Raw genomic sequence first — 21,224 nt, forward strand, 5'->3', positions numbered from 1 at the left:
GCCGCTGCGGCCGGCAGCCTGAGCGCGCAGGCCAACCGCCTGGTGCAACTGGTGAGCGTGTTCCAGGTGGATGCAGCCACCTCACAGGCCATCATCGCCCCGCCGCCGCCCCGCAGCCGGGACACCGCCAGCGCCGCATCAGCCGTGCGGCCGCAGGCCAGGGCTGCGGCGTCGGCGCCCTCTCGCCGCGTTGCGCCGTCCATCGCCGCCCCGGCTCCTGCCGCCGCGCAGCCGGCGGCAGCCGAAATACGCGACGACTGGGAGAGCTTCTGAGTCGCCGCTCGGAGCCTCGACGACAGCCGCGTCGCGCCGCCCAGCCGGTGAGCGCGAAACACGGCGAAACCAGCCACAATGCAGCGGTCGGCAGGCGGTGCCGGCCACGGGCATCCGGGCAGGGTTGGATGGCGTGATGCAGCCCCACCAATCCAAAATGGCGCAGCCTTCGTACAACAGCCATGCCGCATCCGGAACCGCATCTCTCCACACCCCAGCCCTCCGGCCATCCCCCCCCCACGGAAGCGCTTGATGTGGCCGTCATCGGCAGCGGCATCTCGGGCCTTTCGGCTGCCTGGCTGCTGTCGCGCCGCCACCGAGTCACCCTGTTCGAGGCCGACGGCCGCCCGGGCGGACACAGCCACACGGTGGACGTGCCCGGTCCCGACGGCAGCCCCGTCCCCATCGACACCGGTTTCATCGTCTATAACGAATCGGCCTACCCGAACCTGACGGCGCTGTTCAAGCACCTGGACGTGGACACCGTGGCGACCGACATGTCGTTCGCGGTCAGCCTGGACCGCGGCGCGCTGGAATACAGCGGCACCGGCCTGCAGGGGCTGTTCGCCCAGCGCCGCAACCTGGCGAGCCCGCGCTTTTGGCGCATGCTGGCCGATCTGGTGCGCTTTTACCGGCAGGCGCCGCGCCTGGCGCCGCAGCAGGGGCTGCTATCGCTCGACGCCTTCCTGGACCGCCACGGGTACAGCCGGGCCTTCCGCGAAGATCACCTCTACCCCATGGCCGCGGCCATCTGGTCCACCGCCGCGCAACGCGTGGGCGACTACCCCGTAGAGGCCTTCGTGCGCTTTTGCGAGAACCACCATCTCTTGAACCTCGGCGCGCGCCCCGCTTGGCGCACGGTGCGAGGCGGCAGCCGCAACTACGTGCGGCGCCTGACGGCCGCGCTGGGCTCCAAAGGCCTGCAACTGGGCAACGCAGCCGTGGAAGTGCGCCGCAGCGCCGATGGAGTGTTCGTGCGCACGGCCGATGCCGTCGAGTCGCGACGCTTTGACCAGGTCGTCATCGCCACCCACGCCGACCAGGCGCTGCGCCTGCTTCCGCAGGCGAGCGCGCACGAGGCCCGCCTGCTCGGCGCCTTCCGATACAGCCACAACCGCGCCGTGCTGCATACCGACCCCGGCCTGATGCCGGGCCGCCGTGCCGTGTGGTCCAGCTGGAACTATCTGGCCGAACGGGGCCAGGACGACGGCCTCTGCGTGAGCTACTGGATGAACCGCCTGCAGCCCCTGCCCGCAGGCCGTGACTGGTTTCTGACCCTGAACCCGCTGCGCGAGCCGCGCGCCGGACATCTGGTGCACTCGCAGAGCTACGAGCACCCGCTTTTCGACGCGCAGGCCATGAGCGCCCAGCGCGAGCTCTGGTCGCTGCAGGGTCGCCAGCGCACCTGGTTCTGCGGCGCTTATTTCGGCTCCGGCTTCCATGAAGACGGGCTGCAGGCCGGGCTGGCGGTGGCTGAAGCCCTGGGCGGCGTGCGCCGCCCCTGGAACGTGCCGGAAGAATCTGGCCGCATCCATCTGGCGCCCACGGGGCTGCGAGCCGCATGACGACGGACACCGGAACCAGCCTGTCGGCCCTCTACAGCGGTCCGGTCACGCATCAGCGGCTGCAGCCGCGGCGCCACCGGCTGCGCTACCGGGTCTATTCGCTGCTGCTGGATCTGGACGAGCTGGCGGCGCTGGACCAGCGCCTGCGATGGTTTTCGGTGGGCCGATTCAATCTCTTCAGCTGGCATGAGCGCGACCACGGCGACGGGAAACGAGGAGGGCTGCGCGCCTACATCGATGCGCAGTTGCAAGCGGCAGGATGTCGCGCTGGCGGAAAGGTCCAGCTGCTGACCATGCCGCGCATCCTGGGGTATGCCTTCAATCCTCTCAGCGTCTATTTCTGCCATGCGCCCGGCGACGGGCGGCTCGAGGCCATCTTCTACGAGGTCAACAACACCTTCGGCGAGCGCCACAGCTACCTGCTGCCCGTGGCAGGCGAAGCCCAAGCCGCCTCTGACGTGGTCCGGCAGACATGCGCTAAGGACTTCCACGTCTCGCCCTTCCTGGGCATGGACATGCACTACGACTTCCGCGTGCTGCCGCCCGCCCCGCACCGGCCCGACCTGCACCTGCACATCGACGCGCGCAGCCCCGAGGGCGTCATGCTGACCGCCACCCTGCAAGCCCGGCGGCAACCCCTGACCGACGCAGCCCTGCTGCGCGCCTTCTTCACGCACCCCCTGCTCACGCTGAAGGTCATCGCGGCCATTCACTGGGAAGCGCTCAAGCTGGTGGCCAAGGGCATCAAGCTGCACCGCAAGCCGCCGCCACCCGCCCATCCCGTCAGCACCGGTAAGGTGTGAGCGCCGCCCCCCACGCCCCATAGAGCCGCAGACTGCCATGCAACTTCCCTCGCCCCCCCCCTCCGAGCTCGACACCTCGCAGCCGCGAGCACGCCTGCTGGGCGCGCTGAGCGACGGGCTGGCCTTACCGCTGCGTGGCCTGCTCGAGAAGCTGCTGCGCCACCTGCAGATCGGCACGCTCGCCATCACCCTGCCCAACGGCGCTACGCTGGAAGCGCATGGCGCAACGCCCGGCCCGCGCGGCCTGATGACGCTGCACCGCTGGCGCCCGGTGTGGCGCATGCTGACCAGCGGCGACATCGGCCTGGCCCGGGCCTACCGCGACGGCGACTGGTCCACGCCCGACCTCACGGCCCTGCTGGAAGTGGGCATTCGCAACGAAGCCGCCTGGGGCAAGGCCCTGCATGCCAGCGCCCCGGCCCGCCTGCTGCACCGCGTGGCGCACGCGCTGCGCCGCAACACCCGCAGCGGCAGCCGCGACAACATCTCCTTCCATTACGACCTGGGCAACGACTTCTACGCCGAATGGCTGGACGCGAGCATGCTCTATTCCAGCGGCATCCACCCGACGGGCACCGAGTCGCTGGAAGCCGCGCAGGAGGCCAAGCTGCGCCGCATCGTCGAACTGCTGGCGCTGCAGGGCGACTCCCGCGTGCTGGAGATCGGCTGCGGCTGGGGCGCCCTGGCCGAGCGCATCGCGCACGAAGCGCCGCGCGGCCACGTCCGCGGCCTGACGCTCTCCACCGAACAGCTGCGCCACGCCCAGCAGCGCGTGCAGTCGGCCGGCGTGGGCCGCCGGGTGGATTTGCGCCTGCAGGACTACCGCGACGAACAGGGCGAGTACGACCGCATCGTCTCCATCGAGATGATCGAGGCCGTGGGGGAAGCCTACTGGCCTACGTACTTCGACACCCTCAAGAGCCGCCTGCGCACCGGCGGCGTGGCGGTGGTGCAGGCCATCACCATCGCGCAGGACCAGTTCGCGCGCTACCGCGTCGAGCCGGACTTCATCCAGCGCTTCATCTTCCCGGGCGGCATGCTGCTCACGCACGACATCATCCGCACGCAGGCCGAACGCGCCGGGCTGCGGCTGGTGCAGAGCGAGACCTTCGGCGCCAGCTACGCACTCACGCTGGCCGAATGGCGCCACCGTTTTCTGCGCGCCTGGCACCGCATCGAGGCCCTGGGCTTCGACGAACGTTTCCGCCGCCTCTGGGTGTACTACCTCTGCTACTGCGAGGCCGGCTTCAAGACCGGGCGCGTGGACGTGGGCCTCTACACCCTGGCCCACGCGGACTGAGGCGCACGCTGCCTCGGAACGCACGCCACAGGGCGTAGGCGGCGCCCAAGCCGCTATAACCTGTGCCCTCGACAGCACAGGAATCCCACCACCGCATGAGCGCTCCTTACGACGAAGCCGGCCATCTGATCCGCCGCGCCCACCAGCTGGCCGTGGCCACCTTCCACGAAACCCATGGCCGCGAGGTCACTCCCGTGCAGTACGCGCTGCTGCGCGCGCTGGAAGACGCGCCGGGCATCGACCAGGTGACGCTGGCCGGCAAGGTCGCGCTGGATACCTCCACCACCGCCGACATCGCCACCCGCCTCGAAGCCAAGGGCTGGATCGTGCGCGAGCTGCTTGCGCGGCGCCAGCGCGCCCTGCACCTCACGGCCGAAGGCGAAGCCGTGCTCGCGCAGATGCAGCCCCGCGTGCAGCCGATGCAGCACGCACTGATGGCAGCCCTTACGCCCGAGGAGCGCGCCGAGCTCCTGCGCCTGCTGCGCAAGCTCGTGGGACTCGAAGAAACAGCGGAAACCAAGGGAAAGCCCGCATCCTGAACCCCTTCCCTTGATGCGCGCCAAGGGCCAGAATCCGGATCATTCAGCATACTGAATGACGTAGATCAAAACCCACAGGAGACGCCCCATGTTCCCGCTCAACACCTGGTACGTCGCTGCGCGCAGCGAAGAGATCCCCAACGATCGCCCGCTGGGCCGCCGCATTTGCAACGTCCCCATGGCGTTCTTCCGCAACAGCCAGGGCGTAGTCGCTTCGGTGGAGGACTTCTGCCCGCACCGCGGCGCGCCGCTGTCGCTGGGCAAGGTGGAGGGCGATACATTGGTCTGCGGCTATCACGGTCTGGCCATGGGCTGCGATGGCAAGCCCGTGTCCATGCCCTGCCAGCGCGTGCGCGGCTTTCCGGCCGTGCGCAGCTTCGCCGTGCACGAGGCGCACGGCTTCGTCTGGGTCTGGCCGGGTGACCAGGCCCAGGCCGACCTGGACAAGCTGCCGCACTTCGAATGGATGGGCAATCCGGCCTTCGGCTACGGCGGCGGGCTCTATCACATCGCCTGCGACTACCGCCTGATGATCGACAACCTGATGGACCTGACGCACGAGACCTACGTGCACTCCACCAGCATCGGCCAGAAGGAGATCGACGAAGTGCCCTGCCAGACCAAGGTCGAGGGCGACCACGTCATCACCCAGCGGCACATGGAAGGCATCGAGGCGCCACCCTTCTGGAAGATGGCGCTGCGCATGAACGGCCTGCCCGACGACCAGCCGGTGGACCGCTGGCAGATCTGCCACTTCACGCCGCCCAGCCACGTGATGATCGAAGTCGGCGTGGCGCTGCAGGGCCACGGCGGCCACAGCGCCCCAGACGACCGCAAGGCCGCCAGCTGGGTGGTGGACTTCATCACGCCCGAAACGGACACCTCGATCCACTACTTCTGGGGCATGGCCCGTCGCTTCAAGCCGCAGGACGAGAGCCTCACGGCGCAGATCCGCGAAGGCCAGGGCCGCATCTTCGCGGAAGACCAGGAAATGCTGGAACGCCAACAGGCCAACCTGCTGGCCTACCCCGACCGCAAGCTCCTGATGCTGAACATCGACAGCGGTGGCGTGCAGTCGCGCAAGATCATCGATCGCGTGATGGCTGCCGAGGCCGGCGCAGGTCCTGGTGCGGGCGCAGTCGCAGGAGCCGCAGCGCCTGCCGGAGTGGCCGCATGAGCGCGCCCGAGCTGCTGCAGCTGCGCGTGGCGGCCAAGCGCCCGGCCGCGCAGGGCATCGTGGAGCTGACGCTGGAGCCGCTGCCCGGCCACAGCCTGCCCGCCTTCGCCGCCGGCTCGCACCTGGACCTGCACCTGCCCGGTGGCCTGGTGCGGCCCTATTCCCTGTGCAATGACCCTGCTGAAACGCACCGCTACATGCTGGGCGTGCTGCGCGAAGAGACGTCGCGCGGTGGCTCCGCCGCCGTGCACGACGCGCTGCAGGTCGGCCAGACGCTGGCCGCCAGCCAGCCGCGCAACCATTTCGCGCTGCAACCCACGCCCGCGCACAAGCTGCTGCTGGCCGGCGGCATCGGCATCACGCCGGTGCTGAGCATGGCGCGCCAACTGGTGCGCGAGAACCGGCCATTCCAGCTGATCTACGCCGGACGCTCGCGCGAGCGGATGGCCTTCATCGACGAGCTGGGCAGCGGAGCCCTGGCCGCTCACACCCGCGTGCATGCCGCGGATACGCAGGGCCCGCTGGACCTGGGTGCGCTTCTCGACGCGCAGCCCCAAGGGACCGAGCTCTACGTGTGCGGGCCGCTAGGGTTCATGGATGCCGTGTTCGAGGCCGCCACCCAGCGCGGCTGGGACGCCTCCCGCCTGCATCGCGAACTGTTCGGCGCGGCGCCCGCGGCGGCGGCCGAGGGCGCAGACAGCGCCTTCGAGATCGAGATCGCCGGCACCGGCCAGATCGTGCCCGTGCCCGCGGGCTGCACTGCTGCCAAGGCATTGCAGGACGCAGGCCTGCCGCTCTATACGTCCTGCGAACAGGGCGTGTGCGGCACATGCCTCACGCGCGTGATCAGCGGCACGCCGGACCATCGTGACCAGTACCTCACGCCCGAGGAACAGGCCGCCAACGACCAGTTCCTGCCCTGCTGCTCCCGCGCACGCTGCGCACGCCTGGTCGTAGAGCTATAGGACGGGAGAAGGCGACCGAAGGGGACGGCCCCATCAGCACGACCACGGACGCTGGAGACGAACCAGCCCCAGGAATGACAAAGGGGGAAAGTGCAGGGTCGCGATGAAGATCGCGCCGCAGGCGTGCGCCTGGCAAATGGGCTAGAAAAGAAGCAGCACACCAAGACACGGTCTGCGCCATTCAGTCCCGGGTGAACCGGGACAGGCTTGCGGGAAATTCTGGTGCGGCTGGCGGGGATCGAACCCACGACCCTTGGCTTCGGAGGCCAATACTCTATCCACTGAGCTACAGCCGCTTTCGTCGTCCGCGCCAGAGCGCGGAGACAGCTGCGGATTATCGCACGGCCGCTACAGCTTGAACCCCAGGCCGTTCAGATAGGTGTCCACCGCCACCCGGCTGACCGCGACGAGGTCGAACTGATCCTTGTTCAGCAGCCAAGAGTGCATGAGTCCCTCGAACACCGCACGCAGGCCGATCACCGCAGCGAGCGATCCCTGCGCAAGCGTGACGCCTTCATGTGCGGCCGCGGCCTGCAGATCGAGCTCCAACTTCGCCTGAAAGGTCGTGCACTCCTCGATATGCCGGTCGCGCGCAACCGCCATCTCGTCCACGTACTCGACGCGAAAGAGCGCGATCTCGAACACCCGCCACATGCGCTCATCGGTGGCGATGCTGCGCTGCACCAGCTCCACCCGCTCACGCAGGTGCTGCAGCGGGCTCACGCAGCCCATGGCGGAACTTTCGCAACTCGCCTCCTGCAGCGGCGAGGTCACGCGATCCATCATGGCGTTGAACAGATCGCCCTTGTCCTTGAAATGCCAATAAATCGCGCCCCGGGTGAGCCCCGCAGCGCAGGCGATGTCGTTCAGCGATGCGCGTGACACGCCCTTCTCGTAAAACACCAGTTCAGCAGCGTCCAGCAAACGCGAACGCGTAGCATCTGTATCCTGCTTGGTTCTTCGAGCCATGAAAACTTGTCTCCTACCGGCAACAAAAGCGCCTGGCTCAATTATACATTCATGTCTGTATGTACAATTCGCGCTTCGCCCAGCAGGAGCCGCATCGCGCGGCACACACCAGGGCCGCTCTGCGGATCGCCGCAGATGACCTCGCATTACTTTCGTTTGTAGCCCTTGCCTTTCTCCAAAGGACTTCCATGCAGCGCCTGACCGACGACCTCCCCTCGCCCCCCCCTCCCGCCTCTGGCTTTCGCCTGGGTTCCTGCGCGGTTGCCGCTGCCGTCGTTGCCGGCGTGCTGCTGCTCAGTGCCTGCGGCAAGAAAGAAGAGGCCGCAGCCCCTGGTCCGGCGCGACAGCAACCGCCCGCCCAAGTCGGCGTGGTCACCGTCCAGCCCGGTGACGTGGGCCTGGTGACCGAGTTGCCCGGCCGCCTGGAAGCCTCGCGCATCGCCGAGATCCGCGCCCGCGCGGCAGGCATCCTGCAAAAGCGCCTGTTCACCGAAGGCAGCGACGTCAAGGCCGGCCAGCGACTGTTCCTGATCGACAGCGCCCCCTACCAGGCCACGCTGGAAAGCGCACAGGCCAGCGTGGCCCAGGCCGAAGCCAATGTGGGCCAGGCCCGCGCTCTGGCCGAGCGTTACCGCCCCCTGGTGGCGGTCAATGCCGTCAGCAAGCAGGAATACGACAACGCCGTGGCTGCGCAGAAGACGGCCGAAGCCAATCTGGCCGCAGCCCGCGCCAGCGTGACCACGGCGCGCATCAACCTGGGCTACGCCACGGTGACGGCGCCGATTTCGGGCCGCATTGGCCGTGCGCTGGTGACCGAGGGGGCACTGGTCGGCCAGGGCAGTGCCACCGAGATGGCCGTCATCCAGCAGATCGACCCGCTCTATGTGAATTTCACGCAGTCGGCCTCCGATGCGCTCAAGCTCAAGGAAGCACTGACCAGCGGCAAGTACAAGCAAGTCGGCAAGAGCGCCGCCGGCGTGAGCGTGGTGCTGGAAGACGGCTCCACCTACGGCCACAAGGGCCGGCTGCTGTTCACCGAACTCACGGTGGACCCCACCAGCGGCCAGGTGACTCTGCGCGCCGAGATCCCCAACCCCGAGCGCATGCTGCTGCCGGGCCTGTACGTGCGCGTGCGGTTGGAGCAAGCCCAGCTGGACAACGGCGTGCTGCTGCCCCAACAGGCGGTGACGCGCTCGGCCAAGGGCGACGTCGTTATGGTCGTCGGCCCCGACAACCACCTCACGCCCCGCCCGGTCAAGCTGGGCCCCTCGCAGGGCACCAACTGGGTGGTGATCGATGGCCTCAAGGCCGGTGAGAAGGTGATGGTGGACGGGTTCCAGAAACTGCCGCGCGGCAAGCCCGGCGACCCGATCGTCGTAACCCCCGTGCCGTGGCAGCCGCAAGGCGCCCAGCCCGCCGCTGCGCCTGCATCGGCGCCGGCCTCCACCCCCGCCGCCGCTCCGGCCAAGCCATAAGCACAAGGAGCGCGGCACATGGCCAAGTTCTTCATCGAACGGCCCATCTTTGCATGGGTCATCACGATCTTCATCATCGTGATGGGGGCGATCTCCATCAAGCAACTGCCCGTGGCGCAGTACCCCGCCGTGGCACCGCCGACCATCCAGGTGTCGGTGGCCTACCCCGGCGCCAACGCCCAGACGCTGGAAGACAGCGTGCTTGCGGTCATCGAGCGGGAAATGAACGGCGCGTCCGGTCTGGCCTACGTCGAGACCACCAGCCAGGCCAACGGCACCGGCTCGATCACGCTGAGTTTCGAACCCGGCACCAACGCCGACCTGGCGCAGGTGGACGTGCAGAACCGCCTGTCTCGCGCCACGCCCCGGCTGCCCGCCGCCGTGACGCAGCAGGGCGTGCGTGTGGAGCAATCGCGCTCGAACTTCCTGATGTTCGCCATGCTCACGACCGAGAACCCGGACGTGAGCATTGAGGCGCTCAACGACTATGCCGCGCGCAACGTGGTGCCCGAACTGCAGCGCGTCGCAGGCGTCGGCACGCTGACGCAGTTCGGTGCAGAGCGCGCCATGCGCGTCTGGGTGGATCCGGCCAAGCTCAAGGGCTTCAACCTCTCGCTGGACCAGGTGACCGCAGCCATCCGCGCACAAAACGTGCAGGTCTCCGCAGGCAACCTGGGCGACCTTCCCGCCGAAAAAGGACAGCCTGTGTCGGCCACGATCGTCGTGAAGGGGCAGCTCACCACGGCCGAGCAGTTCGGCAACGTGGTGCTGCGTGCCAACACCGACGGCTCTTCCGTGCGCCTGCGTGACGTGGCCCGCATCGAGCTGGGCTCGCAAAGCTACAGCACCAGCGCCCGGCTGAACGGCAAGCCTGCCGTGGGCCTGGGGGTGCAGCCCACACCGTCGGCCAACGCGCTGGCCACGGCCAAGGCCGTGCGCGCCAAGCTGGATGAGCTCAAGAAGTTCTTTCCGCAAGGGGTGAACTACGTGGTGCCGTATGACACCTCCAAGTTCGTATCGGTCTCCATCGAGAAAGTGGTGCATACGCTGATCGAAGCCGTGGTGCTGGTGTTCATCGTGATGTTCCTGTTCCTGCAGAACTTCCGCTACACCATCATCCCGACCATCGTGGTGCCGGTAGCCCTGCTGGGCACCTTTGGCGCGCTGCTGGCGATGGGCTTCTCGATCAACGTGCTGACCATGTTCGGCATGGTGCTGGTGATCGGTATCGTGGTGGACGACGCCATCGTGGTGGTGGAGAACGTGGAGCGGATCATGGCCGAGGAAGGCCTGCCGCCGCTGCAGGCCACACGCAAGGCCATGGGCCAGATCTCGGGCGCCGTGATCGGCGTGACCGTGGTGCTGATCTCGGTGTTCGTGCCGCTGGCGTTCTTTGCAGGCTCCACCGGCAACATCTACCGCCAGTTCGCCGCGACGATGGCGACCTCGATCGCCTTCTCGGCCTTCCTGGCGCTGTCGCTCACGCCGGCGCTGTGCGCCACGCTGCTCAAGCCGATCGACCCCGAGCACCATGCCGAGAAGAAAGGCTTCTTCGGCTGGTTCAACCGCTCGTTCAAGCGCACCACCCACCGCTACGAGGGTTGGATGGGCACGCTGCTGCGCCGCGGCGGCCGCATGATGATCATCTACGCCGTGCTGGTGGGCGCTGTGGCGCTGGTCTATACGCGCCTGCCCACCTCGTTCCTGCCGAACGAAGACCAGGGCTACATCATCACCAACATCCAGCTGCCCCCGGGCGCGGCCCAGTCGCGCACCAACGCCGTGCTGCATCAGGTCGAGGACTACATGCTCAAGCAGCCGGAGGTCGAGAACATCGTCACCGTCGCGGGCTTCTCGTTCTCGGGCCAAGGTCAGAACGCGGGCCTGGCCTTCGTGATCCTGAAGGACTGGAGCGAACGCGCCGGTGCAGAGCATGCGGCCAGCGCCATTGCCGGACGGGCCTTCATGGCGCTCTCGGGCATCCGCGACGCCTTCATCTTCGCGCTGAGCCCTCCGCCCATCCCTGAACTGGGCACCGGCACGGGTTTCAACTTCCGGCTGCAGGACCGGGCCGCGCAGGGACATGACGCCCTGGTGAGCGCACGCAACCAGCTGCTGGGCATGGCCTCGCAGAGCAAGATCCTGGCAGGCGTGCGCCCCGACGGCATGGAAGACGCGCCCCAGATGCAGATCGACATCGACCGCGACAAGGCCAACGCCCTGGGCGTCGGGTTCGACAGCATCAGCACCGCGCTCTCCACGGGTCTGGGCTCGGCCTACGTCAACGACTTCCCGAACCAGGGCCGTCTGCAACGCGTGGTCGTGCAGGCCGACGCCGCCGCCCGCATGCGGCCGGAGTCGGTGCTGGACCTTCCGGTGATCAACAACAAGGGCCAGACCCTGCCCCTGTCCACCTTCGCCAAGACGCGATGGATCACCGGCGCCATGCAGACCGTGCGCTACAACGGCTATCCGTCGATGAAGATCGCCGGCGACGCCGCGCCCGGCTATTCGACCGGGGATGCCATGCAGGAGATGGAGCGTCTCGCCAGCCAGCTGCCACCGGGCTTCGGCTTCGAGTGGACCGGCCAGTCGCGCGAGGAAAAGCTCGCCGGCTCGCAGGCCACCGTGCTGTACGCGTTCTCGCTGCTGGCAGTGTTCCTCTGTCTGGCGGCTCTGTATGAGAGCTGGTCGATCCCGTTCTCCGTGATGCTGGTGGTGCCCCTGGGTGTGCTCGGGGTACTGCTGGCCACGCTGCTGCGCGGCATGTCCAACGACGTTTACTTCCAGATCGGTCTGGTGACCATCATCGGCCTCTCGGCCAAGAACGCCATCCTGATCGTGGAATTCGCCAAGGACCTGCAGGCCGAGGGCAAGAGCGTGCTCGAAGCGGCGCTGCAAGCCGCTCACATGCGCTTCCGCCCCATCGTCATGACCTCGCTGGCCTTCACCCTCGGCGTGGTGCCGCTCTTCATCGCCACGGGCGCGAGCTCGGCCAGCCAGCGTGCCATCGGTACCGGCGTGATCGGCGGGATGATCACTGGCACCGTGCTGGCCGTGATCTTCGTGCCCGTGTTCTTCGTGCTGGTACGCACCTTCTTCAAGGGCAGCAAGCGCCAGCAGGAGCACGCCATGCGCGAGGCCCAGCAACACCTGCACGCGGGAGATGCGCCATGAGGACGATGCCCGTGAACGCCACCCCAACCCAGGAGCCACGACCCATGCATTCCACCCCGTTCGCGCGGCCCGCGCTGACCGCCGTGGCACTGGCCGCGCTGCTGGCGGGCTGCAGCTTCATTCCGACCTACGAGCGCCCGGCAGCGCCGGTGCCCGCCACCTTCGGTGCCTCCGCCGATGCGGCGGCCGCCAGCGCGCCGAAGGGCGCCGCCCGCGCGGCGGCCGACATCGACTGGAAGGAGTACTTCACCGATCCGCGCTTGCAGTCGCTGATCGACATCGCGCTGCAGAACAACCGCGACTTGCGCGTTTCAGTGCTGAACATCGAGCAGGCCCGGGCGCAGTTCCAGATCCAGCGTTCCGCACAGTTTCCGGCCGTGAGCGGCATCGCCAGCGGCACGCGGCAGCCGAGCACCGTCACCGGCAAGTACGCCAACCAGTTCCAGGTGGGGCTGGGCGTATCGGCATGGGAGCTGGACTTCTTCGGCCGCATCGCCAGCCTGAAGGAGCAGGCGCTGGCGCAGTACCTGGCCACCGAAGAAGCGCGCAAGGCGGCGCAGATCAGCCTGATTTCTTCCGTGGCCACGGCCTGGTTCAACCTTCAGGCCGACGAGGAACTGCTCGACATCTCCCGCCGCACGCTGGCGACCCGCGAGGAATCGGTGCAGCTGACGCGCCTGCGGCTGGAAAACGGCGTGAGCTCCGAGCTGGACAACAGCCAGGCCATCAGCCTGGCCGAAACCGCGCGGGCCACCTTCGCGCAGCAACGCCGCCAGCGCCTGCAGGATGAAAACACCCTGGCGCTGCTGCTGGGCCAGCCGGTGCCGGGCGAGATTCTCGCTGGCCTGTCATCGGCACGCCTGGCCGACGCCGCCCCCATGCAGCCGTTGCCGGCCGGCCTGCCTTCGGATCTGCTGATCAGCCGCCCGGACATCCGCCAGGCCGAGGAGCAGCTGATCGCCGCCAACGCCAACATCGGCGCGGCGCGGGCCAACTTCTTCCCCCGGATCGCACTCACCGCCAGCGTGGGCTCGGTCAGCAACGAACTCTCCGGCCTCTTCAAGAGCGGCACCTGGGCGTTCTCGCTGGCGCCGCAGCTCACGCTGCCGATCTTCGATGCCGGCCGCAACCAAGCCACTTTGGACGCTGCCCGCGTCGGCCGCGAGATCGCCGTGGCGCAGTACGAACGCTCGATCCAGTCGGCCTTCCGCGAGGTGGCCGATGCCCTGGCCGGCCAGGCCACGCTGCAGGACCAGCTGCGCGCGCTGCGGACGCAGGCACGCGCCGACAACAAGCGCTTCGAGCTCTCCGACCTGCGTTACCGCAACGGGGTGGCGAGCTACCTGGACCTGCTGGATGCGCAGCGTTCGTTGTTCCTCACCGAGCAGAGTCTGGTGCAGGTGCAGCTGCTCTCGCTGCAGAACCAGGTCGCGCTCTACCGCGTGCTGGGCGGCGGCTGGACCGAAAAACCGCCCCAGCCGGCACCCGCTTCTTGATGTAGCGCAAGGGGGCGCGGGGGGCCGTTTTCCCCAGGGTTTCGCACGCAGAGCGACTCCTATAATGAAAAACACCCCCCCGACAACAGGCCCCCGAGCCGCCAAGAGGACGTCATGAGCGACACGCACGAAGAAGCGCACACCGGCCCCATCAAGAACCCACGCCAGTTGCTGGTGACGGTGCTTTTCTCCTTTGTGCTGCCGGTGTTCGCCATCATCGGGCTCGTCACGTTCGTGACCTCCGGCAACAAGCCGGCGCAGGGCGTGGCCAATCCCGAGAAGGCCGTAGCCGAACGCATCCAGAAGGTCGGCATGGTGGAGATCCGCGATGCCAACCGCCCCTTGCGTAGCGGCGAGGAAGTCTTCAAGGGCCAGTGCGCGGCCTGCCACGCCACCGGCGCGGCCGGCGCGCCCAAGCTGGGCGATGCAGCCGCCTGGGCACCCCGCATCCAGCAGGGCTTCGAGACCCTGGTGCATTCAGCGCTCAAGGGCAAGGGGGCCATGGCGCCGCAGGGCGGCGGAGACTTCGACGACACCGAGATCGCCCGCGGCGTGGCCTACATGGCCAATGCGGCCGGCGCCAAGTTCGCCGAGCCCAACCGCCCGGGCGCTGCCGAAGGCGGTGCTGCGGCGCCTGCGGAGGGCGCGGCCTCCGGTACTGCGACCGCTCCAGCGGCAGCCGCTTCCGGGAGCTGAGGGCCCGAGGGCGAGGCCGTCCTCCCAGCAGGCCCGCGACCCCACAGAAAAGCCGGCGTCCACGCCGGCTTTTTTACGTCTGCGACTGGTGCTGGGCGGGGCTAGGCACGAAGCCATAGCGCTGCGGCAGATCGGCCGAGAGCACGTCCTGCGGCGTCCAGCGGCCCCGCTCGATGGCGTCGGCCACCAGCGGCACGTCCAGCGTGTGGACCAGCCCCAGCCCGGCGCTGCTGGCCAGATAGACGCGCCCGGCCTCGTCCAGCAGGCAGGTGCCTGGATCGGGCATGGTGAGGCCGGTGTGGGCCACGGGAACGCTTTCCGCGTCATCGAGGCGCCAGACGAGCGGCGTCACCTCCAATTCCACGTACACGCGCTGCGGCCCGTTCTGGAAGAACCAGCGGCCGTCGGCGTCGCACTCGTAGTTGCGGTGGATGAAGTCGATCAGCTTCTCATGCTGCAGACGCGCGCCCCGCGCCTGCGGGAACGGGCCCTGGGCCTGCGTGGCGTCGTCGCGCATGTACCAGTGGCCGCGCGCATCGAGGCCCAGCCAGCCGTAGCAATCGGGAACGTGGGGCCACTTGGCGATGGCCTGTCTGACGATGTCATCCATGCGCCGATTCTGCAACGGCCGGCGGCGCGGCCGCGTAGGCGGCGGAGCCTTGCGCCGCCAGCCAGCCGGCCACGGCCTCGGGCATGCGCCGCACATGGCCGGGAAAGGCCCCCGCCGGAAAGCCCACATGACCGCCGCCTGCGGGCTGCCACAGCGTGACGTGCGAGCCCACCTCGGCCGGCCGCGGGAGGCTGGCGGCCGGCACGAACGGATCGTTCAGCGCATTCAGCACCAGTGCCGGCACACGGATGTCCGGCAGCACCGGCTTGGCCGACGCGCGGCGCCAGTAGTCGTCGGCATCGGCGAAGCCATGCAGCGGAGCGGTGAACACATCGTCGAAGGCATGCAGGTCACGCGCGGCCAGCAGGGCCTCCCGATGGAAGAGGCCGGGATGCTGCGCGAGCTTGGCCAGCGCCTTGGGCACCATGGTGCGCAGGAAGATGCGCGTATAGACCTGCCGGTTGAACCCGCGGCCGATGGCTGCGCCGCTGGCGGCCAGATCGAGGGGCGCGCTCACCGACGCGACGGCCGCCACCGTGCCCGCCGCCGCCCGCCCCGCCTCACCGGCCCAGCGCATGAGGGCATTACCGCCCAGCGACACGCCGACGGCCCAGACCGGCGCGGGCGGGTGCGCCGTCCCATCGCCCCCGGCCTCCGGCTCCGCCAGCCGGCGCAGCATCCAGTCGATCTCGGCATGGTCGCCCGAATGGTAGGCGCGCGGCCCCTGGTTGAGTGGACCGCTGCAGCCGCGGAAATGCGGCACCGCAAAGCGCCAGCCCCGCCGCCGCGCCACGTCGGCAAAGGCCTCGGCATAGTGGCTGCGGGATGAGCCTTCCAGGCCGTGGAAGAGCACCAGCAGCGGGCGCGGCCCGGTGGCAGGTGCGTCCTGCAGGAAATCCACCTCCACGAAGTCGCCGTCGGGCGTGGTCCAGCGTTCGCGGCGGTACGACGGCCGCGGCCCCAGCGTGCGGCGCGAGAACACCGCGGGCCAGAGAGTCTGCGCATTCCCGCCGGGCAGCCAGGCAGGCGCTACGTAATTCATAGCATTCCGTTCAGGATTTTCCTGGGCCTGCGGCCCTAAAGGCGTGTACAAGTCAGCGCCCACTCGCGAAACCCCGGGCGGATGTACTCAGTGCAGCACCGTGGCGGCGTGTCCCGCGCCAGGCGCCTGCGCGCCCTGAGCGTCCCGCACGGTGCCCGGGCTGGCGTGGTGTGCCACCAGGCGCCAGCCCTGAGCGGTCTTGTGATAGACGTTGGTGGCCTGCACGACGGCTTCGCGCGGACCGTCAGGCAGCATCACCTCGACATGCTCGACCACGCTGTGGACCGCGCTGGCCAACGCCTGTACACGGTGGACCTGCGTGGGCCGCGCACGCAGCGTGCCGTGCTCGAACATGGCGCTGAAGGCGGCGCGGATGGCACCCGGCCCCAGCAAGCGCGGCCCCCCGGGGTGGACGCAGACGATCTCGTCGTCGTCTGCCCAGCAGGCCATCAGCCGTTCGATGTCGCCGGCCTGCAGGGCCTCGTAAAAGGCGGCTTCGGTGTCATCGGGCGAGCCGCCGACGGTGGCGGCTCGCAAGGAAGGTCGTGTCATGGCAAGGCTTCCGGGATACGTCGAGCAAGAAAGAAAGAGGACGCGCGAAGGCGGCGAACGGCCGCATTGTCCGTGGCCCGGCGGGGCTTGTCACTGCGTCGGCCGCGCGCGGAGGGCATCGCTAGCGTCGCTGCAGGCACAATGCGGCTTGCCCCGGTGGCCTTGGCAGTGTCGCCGGCTCACGGCGCCGGGGCGGCATCACCATGAAACGTCTTCTCCTCCTGATCGGCCTGGCCCTCTCCCTCACGGGCTGCGGCTACAACGACTTCCAGCGGCTGGACGAGCAGTCCAAGGCCGCGTGGAGCGAGGTGCTGAACCAGTACCAACGCCGCGCCGACCTGGTGCCCAACATCGTCGCCACCGTCAAGGGCGAAGCCACGTTCGAGCAGGACACGCTGACCCGCGTGGTCGAGGCGCGCGCAAAGGCCACCTCGATCCAGGTCACGCCCGAAACGCTGAACAACCCCGAGGCCTTCAACAAGTTCCAGCAGGCCCAGGGTGAGCTCTCCAGCGCGCTGTCGCGCCTGATGGTAGTGGCCGAGCGCTACCCCACCCTGCAGGCCAACCAGGGCTTCCGCGACCTGCGCGTGACGCTGGAGGGTACCGAGAACCGCATCACCGTGGCACGCAACCGCTACATCCAGACCGTGCAGGAATACAACGTGCTGGCCCGCAGCTTCCCCACCAATCTCACGGCCAAGGTCTTCGGCTATCCGCCCAAGCCGGCCTTCAGCGTGCAGAACGAGGCGCAGATCAGCACCCCGCCGGTTGTCGATTTCAACCGACCCGCCGCGTCACGGCCCTGAACCCAGCCCAGCCCAGCCCAGCCCAGCCCAGCCGACCCAACGATCGAGTCGAATATGCCCCTGGCGCGCGCACTGCAAGCGCTGATAGCTATTTTTTTCATAGCGCTAACACCCTGGCAGGCGGTGGTGGCCCAAACGCTGCGCCCCGTTCCGGCTCTCTCGGCCAGGGTGATCGACGAGACCGGCACCCTGCAGCCCGCCGACCGGCAGGCGCTCGAAGCGCGGCTGGCCGCCATCGAGCAACGCAATGGCTCGCAGGTCGCGGTGCTGATGGTGCCGACCACGCAGCCCGAAGACATTGCCGCCTACGCCAACCGCGTAGGCAACGCGTGGAAGATCGGGCGGCGCGACGTGGGCGACGGCGTGCTGGTGCTCGTTGCGCTGCAGGACCGCAAGATGCGCATCGAGGTCGCCAAGACGCTCGAAGGCGCCATCCCCGACATCGCAGCCGCGCGCATCATTGACCAGGCGATGAAGCCGCGCTTTCGCGACAACGACTACGCCGGCGGCCTGATGGCGGCGGTGGACCAGATCGGCGCGCGCATCGCAGGCGAGGCCCTGCCTGCGCCCGCAGCCGAACAGCGCCCCGGTGCCAAGCCCCATGACGACGGGTTCGACTGGACCGACCTCGCGGTGTTTCTCTTCTTCGGCGTGATGGTGGCCGGGCCACTGGCACGCAGCCTCTTCGGCGGGCGGTGGGGCGGCCTGCTGCTAGGCGGCGGCGCGGGTGGGCTGGCACTGCTGCTTACCTCCAGCGTGCTGGTCGCGGCGGTGGTGGGCGTGCTGGCGCTGCTCTACACCTGGCTCTTCGCTGCCAAAGGCCTTCCCATCGTCTGGCACGGCGGCGGAGGCGGAGTTCCAGGCGGCTGGTCCGGCGGATCGTCATCCGGCGGCAGCTGGGGCGGATCCAGCGGCGGCGGATTCAGCTCGGGTGGCGGCGGCGATTTCGGCGGGGGCGGTGCCTCCGGCGACTGGTAACTTATGACTGGCAAAGTGAGTCAGGGCACATGAGGCACCCCGCATGAATCCCCCCCTCCCGACAGGCGACACCGCAGGCACGCCCGCGGTGGCCGTTTCCAGCGCAAAGGCCGCGCACCCACCACCGCCCCTCCCCCCCCAAGGCCACGGGCGCCGCCCTCCGCTATTGCGCCAGCTGACGCGTCTGGTGCGGCACCGCTGGTCGGATGGCGCGGCGCGCAAGGCCATTCCCGCCGACCTGCTGGAGCGCCTGACGCGCCGCGTGGCGGCCAGCGAGCGGCGCCACACCGGGCAGATCCGCCTGTGCATCGAAGGCGGCCTGCCCTGGTCCTATTTGCTGCGCGGCGCCGCACCCCGCGAGCGCGCCATCACCCTGTTCGGCAAGCTGCGGGTCTGGGACACAGAGCACAACAACGGCGTGTTGATCTATCTGCTGCTGGCAGACCACGCGATCGAGATCGTGGCGGACCGGGCTCTCGCCCGCACCATCACGCCTCAGGCCTGGCAAGCCCTCATCGCGCAGATGCGCGCTGCGTTTCGCGAAGAGCGATACGAGGACGGGCTCACACAGGCGCTCGCAGAGGTTTCCTCACTGCTGGTGGCGCACTTTCCCACCGACGGCACGGCTGCACATGACGACGCTACAGGTGCAGCCCACGCAAACGAGTTGCCGGACGCCCCGGTGCTGCTGCGCAATGGCGGGGACTAGCCTGAGGCATTCCCCGTCGCCCGTACGCGCCCCGCGCCCAAAAAAAAGCCGCCCGATGGGCGGCTTCTTCATTTCCGATGCCGGGGTGCATCGCACGCCCGACTCGGGGGATCGCTCGTTCAGCGCTTCTGGCGGAAACGGCGCAGCGCAGCGATCTGAGCGGCCATCACGGCCAGCTCGGACTGGGCCTTGGCCAGGTCCAGATCGCTCTTGGCGTTCTTCAGCGCTTCCTCTGCGGCCGCGCGGGCGGCGTTCGCCTTTTCATCGTCCAGGTCCTTGCCGCGGATGGCGGTGTCGGACAGCACGGTCACACGGTCGGGCTGCACTTCCAGCAGGCCACCGGCCACGAAGACGAATTCCTCGTTGCCATCGGCCAGTTCGATGCGCACCGAACCCGGCTTGATGCGGGTGATGAGCGGCGTGTGCTTGGGCAGAATGCCCAGTTCGCCAGCCTCGCCCGGCAGCGCCACGAAGCGTGCCTCGCCGGAGAAGATGGACTCTTCGGCGCTGACGACATCGACGTGAATGGTGTTGGCCATGGATCGTTCCTAGGTTTGTTCAAGAAGGGGCTATGGGGACACGGCAAGAGCCGCCACGAGGTGCACTGTCTGCTACCTGCCATGCCTCAGGGCACGGCGGATAGGACGTCAGCGCGCCCCGGACGGCGCTTCAGTGGCCTCAGGCTGCCAGCTTCTTGGCCTTTTCGAAGGCTTCGTCGATCGTGCCGACCATGTAGAAGGCCTGCTCCGGCAGGTGATCGCACTCGCCGGCCACGATCATCTTGAAGCCACGGATGGTTTCCGACAGCGGCACGTACTTGCCGGGCGCGCCGGTGAACACTTCGGCCACGTGGAACGGCTGCGACAGGAAACGCTGGATCTTCCGGGCACGGGCCACGGCCAGCTTGTCTTCGGGAGCCAGTTCGTCCATGCCCAGGATGGCGATGATGTCGCGCAGCTCCTTGTAGCGCTGCAGCGTGCCTTGCACGCCACGAGCCACTTGGTAGTGCTCTTCGCCGACGACTTGCGGGTCCAGCTGGCGGCTGGTGGAGTCCAGCGGGTCGACAGCGGGGTAGATACCCAGCGAGGCGATGTCACGCGACAGCACCACGGTGGAGTCCAAGTGGGCGAAGGTCGTGGCAGGCGACGGGTCGGTCAAGTCATCCGCAGGCACGTACACGGCCTGGATGGAGGTGATCGATCCGACCTTGGTCGAGGTGATGCGCTCCTGCAGACGGCCCATTTCCTCGGCCAGCGTAGGCTGGTAGCCCACGGCGGAAGGCATACGCCCCAGCAGAGCGGACACTTCGGTACCGGCCAGCGTGTAGCGGTAGATGTTGTCCACGAAGAACAGAACGTCGCGGCCTTCGTCGCGGAAGGATTCGGCGATGGTCAGACCGGTCAGCGCCACGCGCAGACGGTTGCCCGGGGGCTCGTTCATCTGGCCGTAGACCATGGCAACCTTGGACTCTTCGAGCTTCTCCAGGTTCACGACGCCGGAGTCGGCCATTTCGTGATAGAAGTCGTTGCCTTCGCGGGTACGTTCGCCCACACCAGCGAACACCGACAGACCGCTGTGGGCCTTGGCGATGTTATTGATGAGTTCCATCATGTTCACGGTCTTGCCCACGCCGGCGCCACCGAACAGACCCACCTTGCCGCCCTTGGCGAACGGGCAGACCAAGTCGATCACCTTGATGCCGGTTTCGAGCAGTTCCTGCGAGGGCGACAGCTCGTCATAAGCGGGGGCCTTGCGGTGGATGGATGCCGTGAGGGACTGGTCCACAGGACCGCGCTCGTCGATGGGCGTGCCCAGCACGTCCATGATGCGGCCCAGGGTCGCCTTGCCGACGGGCACGCTGATGGGGTTGCCGGTGTTGGACACCATGATGCCGCGGCGCAGGCCGTCGGACGAGCCCAGCGCGATGGTACGCACCACGCCGTCGCCCAGCTGCTGCTGTACTTCCAGCGTCAGCGGGGAGCCTTCGAGCTTCAGGGCGTCGTAAACCTTGGGCATCTGGTCACGGGGGAACTCCACGTCCACCACGGCACCGATACATTGAACAATCTTGCCTTGCACTTGAGCCATTTGT

General features: G+C 68.2%; 19 protein-coding genes, 1 tRNA gene and 1 pseudogene. 14 read left to right on the forward strand and 7 right to left on the reverse strand.

Annotation, left to right across the window (positions count from 1 at the left end):
• From AC3A84_RS06305 to AC3A84_RS06335, 7 genes and pseudogenes are all read left to right on the forward strand, one after another.
• Nucleotides 1-273: pseudogene (locus AC3A84_RS06305) on the forward strand (methyl-accepting chemotaxis protein); the annotation flags it as partial.
• Between the two features lie 182 nt (nt 274-455).
• Nucleotides 456-1,838, forward strand: a complete 1,383-nt coding sequence (locus AC3A84_RS06310; protein ID WP_487968763.1) for an NAD(P)/FAD-dependent oxidoreductase — start codon at nt 456-458, stop codon at nt 1,836-1,838.
• Nucleotides 1,835-2,641, forward strand: coding sequence for a DUF1365 domain-containing protein (locus tag AC3A84_RS06315; RefSeq protein WP_487968764.1), 807 nt, complete (start codon nt 1,835-1,837; stop codon nt 2,639-2,641). The genes AC3A84_RS06310 and AC3A84_RS06315 overlap by 4 nt, the downstream gene beginning before the upstream one ends.
• Nucleotides 2,642-2,678: 37 nt before the next feature.
• A complete protein-coding gene (locus AC3A84_RS06320) occupies nt 2,679-3,941 on the forward strand; it encodes a class I SAM-dependent methyltransferase (protein ID WP_487968765.1) in 1,263 nt (420 codons plus the stop codon).
• A 95-nt stretch (nt 3,942-4,036) separates the two neighbouring features.
• Nucleotides 4,037-4,480, forward strand: a complete 444-nt coding sequence (locus tag AC3A84_RS06325; protein ID WP_487968766.1) for a MarR family winged helix-turn-helix transcriptional regulator — start codon at nt 4,037-4,039, stop codon at nt 4,478-4,480.
• 88 nt (nt 4,481-4,568) lie between these two features.
• Nucleotides 4,569-5,657 (forward strand): Rieske 2Fe-2S domain-containing protein, encoded by a 1,089-nt coding sequence (locus AC3A84_RS06330; protein ID WP_487968767.1) that lies wholly within the window; start codon nt 4,569-4,571, stop codon nt 5,655-5,657.
• Nucleotides 5,654-6,622 (forward strand): PDR/VanB family oxidoreductase, encoded by a 969-nt coding sequence (locus tag AC3A84_RS06335; RefSeq protein WP_487968768.1) that lies wholly within the window; start codon nt 5,654-5,656, stop codon nt 6,620-6,622. The genes AC3A84_RS06330 and AC3A84_RS06335 overlap by 4 nt, the downstream gene beginning before the upstream one ends.
• Nucleotides 6,623-6,842: 220 nt before the next feature.
• On the opposite strand, the gene AC3A84_RS06340 is transcribed toward AC3A84_RS06335, so the two are convergent.
• Nucleotides 6,843-6,918: transfer RNA gene (locus AC3A84_RS06340), tRNA-Arg, on the reverse strand.
• 52 nt (nt 6,919-6,970) lie between these two features.
• Nucleotides 6,971-7,591 (reverse strand): TetR family transcriptional regulator, encoded by a 621-nt coding sequence (locus AC3A84_RS06345; RefSeq protein ID WP_487968769.1) that lies wholly within the window; start codon nt 7,589-7,591, stop codon nt 6,971-6,973.
• 188 nt (nt 7,592-7,779) lie between these two features.
• On the opposite strand from AC3A84_RS06345, the gene AC3A84_RS06350 reads away from it, so the two are divergent.
• From AC3A84_RS06350 to AC3A84_RS06365, 4 genes are all read left to right on the forward strand, one after another.
• The gene (locus tag AC3A84_RS06350; RefSeq protein ID WP_487968770.1) at nt 7,780-9,066 is read left to right on the forward strand and encodes an efflux RND transporter periplasmic adaptor subunit; all 1,287 of its coding nucleotides are present in this window, start codon (nt 7,780-7,782) and stop codon (nt 9,064-9,066) included.
• A gap of 18 nt (nt 9,067-9,084) precedes the next feature.
• A complete protein-coding gene (locus tag AC3A84_RS06355) occupies nt 9,085-12,243 on the forward strand; it encodes an efflux RND transporter permease subunit (protein WP_487968771.1) in 3,159 nt (1,052 codons plus the stop codon).
• Between the two features lie 44 nt (nt 12,244-12,287).
• Entirely contained in the window at nt 12,288-13,739 is a 1,452-nt protein-coding gene (locus AC3A84_RS06360) for an efflux transporter outer membrane subunit (protein ID WP_487968772.1), read from the forward strand.
• Nucleotides 13,740-13,853: 114 nt separating this feature from the next.
• Complete coding sequence (locus AC3A84_RS06365; protein ID WP_487968773.1) at nt 13,854-14,435, forward strand: c-type cytochrome; 582 nt, start codon at nt 13,854-13,856, stop codon at nt 14,433-14,435.
• 73 nt (nt 14,436-14,508) lie between these two features.
• Here AC3A84_RS06365 and AC3A84_RS06370 read toward each other — a convergent pair whose 3' ends face one another.
• From AC3A84_RS06370 to AC3A84_RS06380, 3 genes are all read right to left on the reverse strand, one after another.
• Nucleotides 14,509-15,045 (reverse strand): DUF2946 family protein, encoded by a 537-nt coding sequence (locus AC3A84_RS06370; RefSeq protein ID WP_487968774.1) that lies wholly within the window; start codon nt 15,043-15,045, stop codon nt 14,509-14,511.
• Nucleotides 15,038-16,087 carry a YheT family hydrolase gene (locus AC3A84_RS06375; RefSeq protein WP_487968775.1) on the reverse strand — a complete coding sequence of 350 codons (1,050 nt, stop codon included), beginning with the start codon at nt 16,085-16,087 and terminating at the stop codon, nt 15,038-15,040. The genes AC3A84_RS06370 and AC3A84_RS06375 overlap by 8 nt, the downstream gene beginning before the upstream one ends.
• Nucleotides 16,088-16,174: 87 nt before the next feature.
• The gene (locus tag AC3A84_RS06380) at nt 16,175-16,639 is read right to left on the reverse strand and encodes a YybH family protein (RefSeq protein ID WP_487968776.1); all 465 of its coding nucleotides are present in this window, start codon (nt 16,637-16,639) and stop codon (nt 16,175-16,177) included.
• A 203-nt stretch (nt 16,640-16,842) separates the two neighbouring features.
• Between AC3A84_RS06380 and AC3A84_RS06385 the strand changes: the two genes are divergently transcribed.
• Genes AC3A84_RS06385 through AC3A84_RS06395 form a run of 3 tightly spaced genes read left to right on the forward strand, consistent with a single transcriptional unit; the run spans nt 16,843 to nt 19,132 of the window.
• On the forward strand, nt 16,843-17,445 hold the full coding sequence (locus tag AC3A84_RS06385; protein ID WP_343593730.1) for a LemA family protein: 603 nt from the start codon (nt 16,843-16,845) through the stop codon (nt 17,443-17,445).
• Between the two features lie 54 nt (nt 17,446-17,499).
• A complete protein-coding gene (locus AC3A84_RS06390; RefSeq protein WP_487968777.1) occupies nt 17,500-18,423 on the forward strand; it encodes a TPM domain-containing protein in 924 nt (307 codons plus the stop codon).
• Nucleotides 18,424-18,466: 43 nt separating this feature from the next.
• Nucleotides 18,467-19,132 carry a TPM domain-containing protein gene (locus AC3A84_RS06395; protein ID WP_487968778.1) on the forward strand — a complete coding sequence of 222 codons (666 nt, stop codon included), beginning with the start codon at nt 18,467-18,469 and terminating at the stop codon, nt 19,130-19,132.
• A 119-nt stretch (nt 19,133-19,251) separates the two neighbouring features.
• Here the strand turns inward: AC3A84_RS06395 and AC3A84_RS06400 are convergent, their stop codons facing one another.
• The gene (locus tag AC3A84_RS06400) at nt 19,252-19,671 is read right to left on the reverse strand and encodes a F0F1 ATP synthase subunit epsilon (protein WP_092940956.1); all 420 of its coding nucleotides are present in this window, start codon (nt 19,669-19,671) and stop codon (nt 19,252-19,254) included.
• A gap of 139 nt (nt 19,672-19,810) precedes the next feature.
• The gene (gene atpD, locus AC3A84_RS06405) at nt 19,811-21,220 is read right to left on the reverse strand and encodes a F0F1 ATP synthase subunit beta (RefSeq protein ID WP_487968779.1); all 1,410 of its coding nucleotides are present in this window, start codon (nt 21,218-21,220) and stop codon (nt 19,811-19,813) included.
• Nucleotides 21,221-21,224: the final 4 nt, after the last annotated feature.

It is taken from the genome of Paracidovorax sp. (assembly GCF_057642795.1).

Coding starts and splice junctions, on each gene's coding strand:
- AC3A84_RS06310 (WP_487968763.1), top strand. CDS start 456: ATGCCGCATCCGGAACCGCATCTCTCCACACCCCAGCCCTCCGGCCAT.
- AC3A84_RS06370 (WP_487968774.1), bottom strand. CDS start 15,045: ATGGATGACATCGTCAGACAGGCCATCGCCAAGTGGCCCCACGTTCCC.
- AC3A84_RS06380 (WP_487968776.1), bottom strand. CDS start 16,639: ATGACACGACCTTCCTTGCGAGCCGCCACCGTCGGCGGCTCGCCCGAT.
- AC3A84_RS06375 (WP_487968775.1), bottom strand. CDS start 16,087: ATGAATTACGTAGCGCCTGCCTGGCTGCCCGGCGGGAATGCGCAGACT.
- AC3A84_RS06335 (WP_487968768.1), top strand. CDS start 5,654: ATGAGCGCGCCCGAGCTGCTGCAGCTGCGCGTGGCGGCCAAGCGCCCG.
- AC3A84_RS06385 (WP_343593730.1), top strand. CDS start 16,843: ATGAAACGTCTTCTCCTCCTGATCGGCCTGGCCCTCTCCCTCACGGGC.
- AC3A84_RS06355 (WP_487968771.1), top strand. CDS start 9,085: ATGGCCAAGTTCTTCATCGAACGGCCCATCTTTGCATGGGTCATCACG.
- AC3A84_RS06350 (WP_487968770.1), top strand. CDS start 7,780: ATGCAGCGCCTGACCGACGACCTCCCCTCGCCCCCCCCTCCCGCCTCT.
- AC3A84_RS06365 (WP_487968773.1), top strand. CDS start 13,854: ATGAGCGACACGCACGAAGAAGCGCACACCGGCCCCATCAAGAACCCA.
- AC3A84_RS06400 (WP_092940956.1), bottom strand. CDS start 19,671: ATGGCCAACACCATTCACGTCGATGTCGTCAGCGCCGAAGAGTCCATC.
- AC3A84_RS06395 (WP_487968778.1), top strand. CDS start 18,467: ATGAATCCCCCCCTCCCGACAGGCGACACCGCAGGCACGCCCGCGGTG.
- atpD (WP_487968779.1), bottom strand. CDS start 21,220: ATGGCTCAAGTGCAAGGCAAGATTGTTCAATGTATCGGTGCCGTGGTG.
- AC3A84_RS06320 (WP_487968765.1), top strand. CDS start 2,679: ATGCAACTTCCCTCGCCCCCCCCCTCCGAGCTCGACACCTCGCAGCCG.
- AC3A84_RS06330 (WP_487968767.1), top strand. CDS start 4,569: ATGTTCCCGCTCAACACCTGGTACGTCGCTGCGCGCAGCGAAGAGATC.
- AC3A84_RS06390 (WP_487968777.1), top strand. CDS start 17,500: ATGCCCCTGGCGCGCGCACTGCAAGCGCTGATAGCTATTTTTTTCATA.
- AC3A84_RS06325 (WP_487968766.1), top strand. CDS start 4,037: ATGAGCGCTCCTTACGACGAAGCCGGCCATCTGATCCGCCGCGCCCAC.
- AC3A84_RS06360 (WP_487968772.1), top strand. CDS start 12,288: ATGCATTCCACCCCGTTCGCGCGGCCCGCGCTGACCGCCGTGGCACTG.
- AC3A84_RS06345 (WP_487968769.1), bottom strand. CDS start 7,591: ATGGCTCGAAGAACCAAGCAGGATACAGATGCTACGCGTTCGCGTTTG.
- AC3A84_RS06315 (WP_487968764.1), top strand. CDS start 1,835: ATGACGACGGACACCGGAACCAGCCTGTCGGCCCTCTACAGCGGTCCG.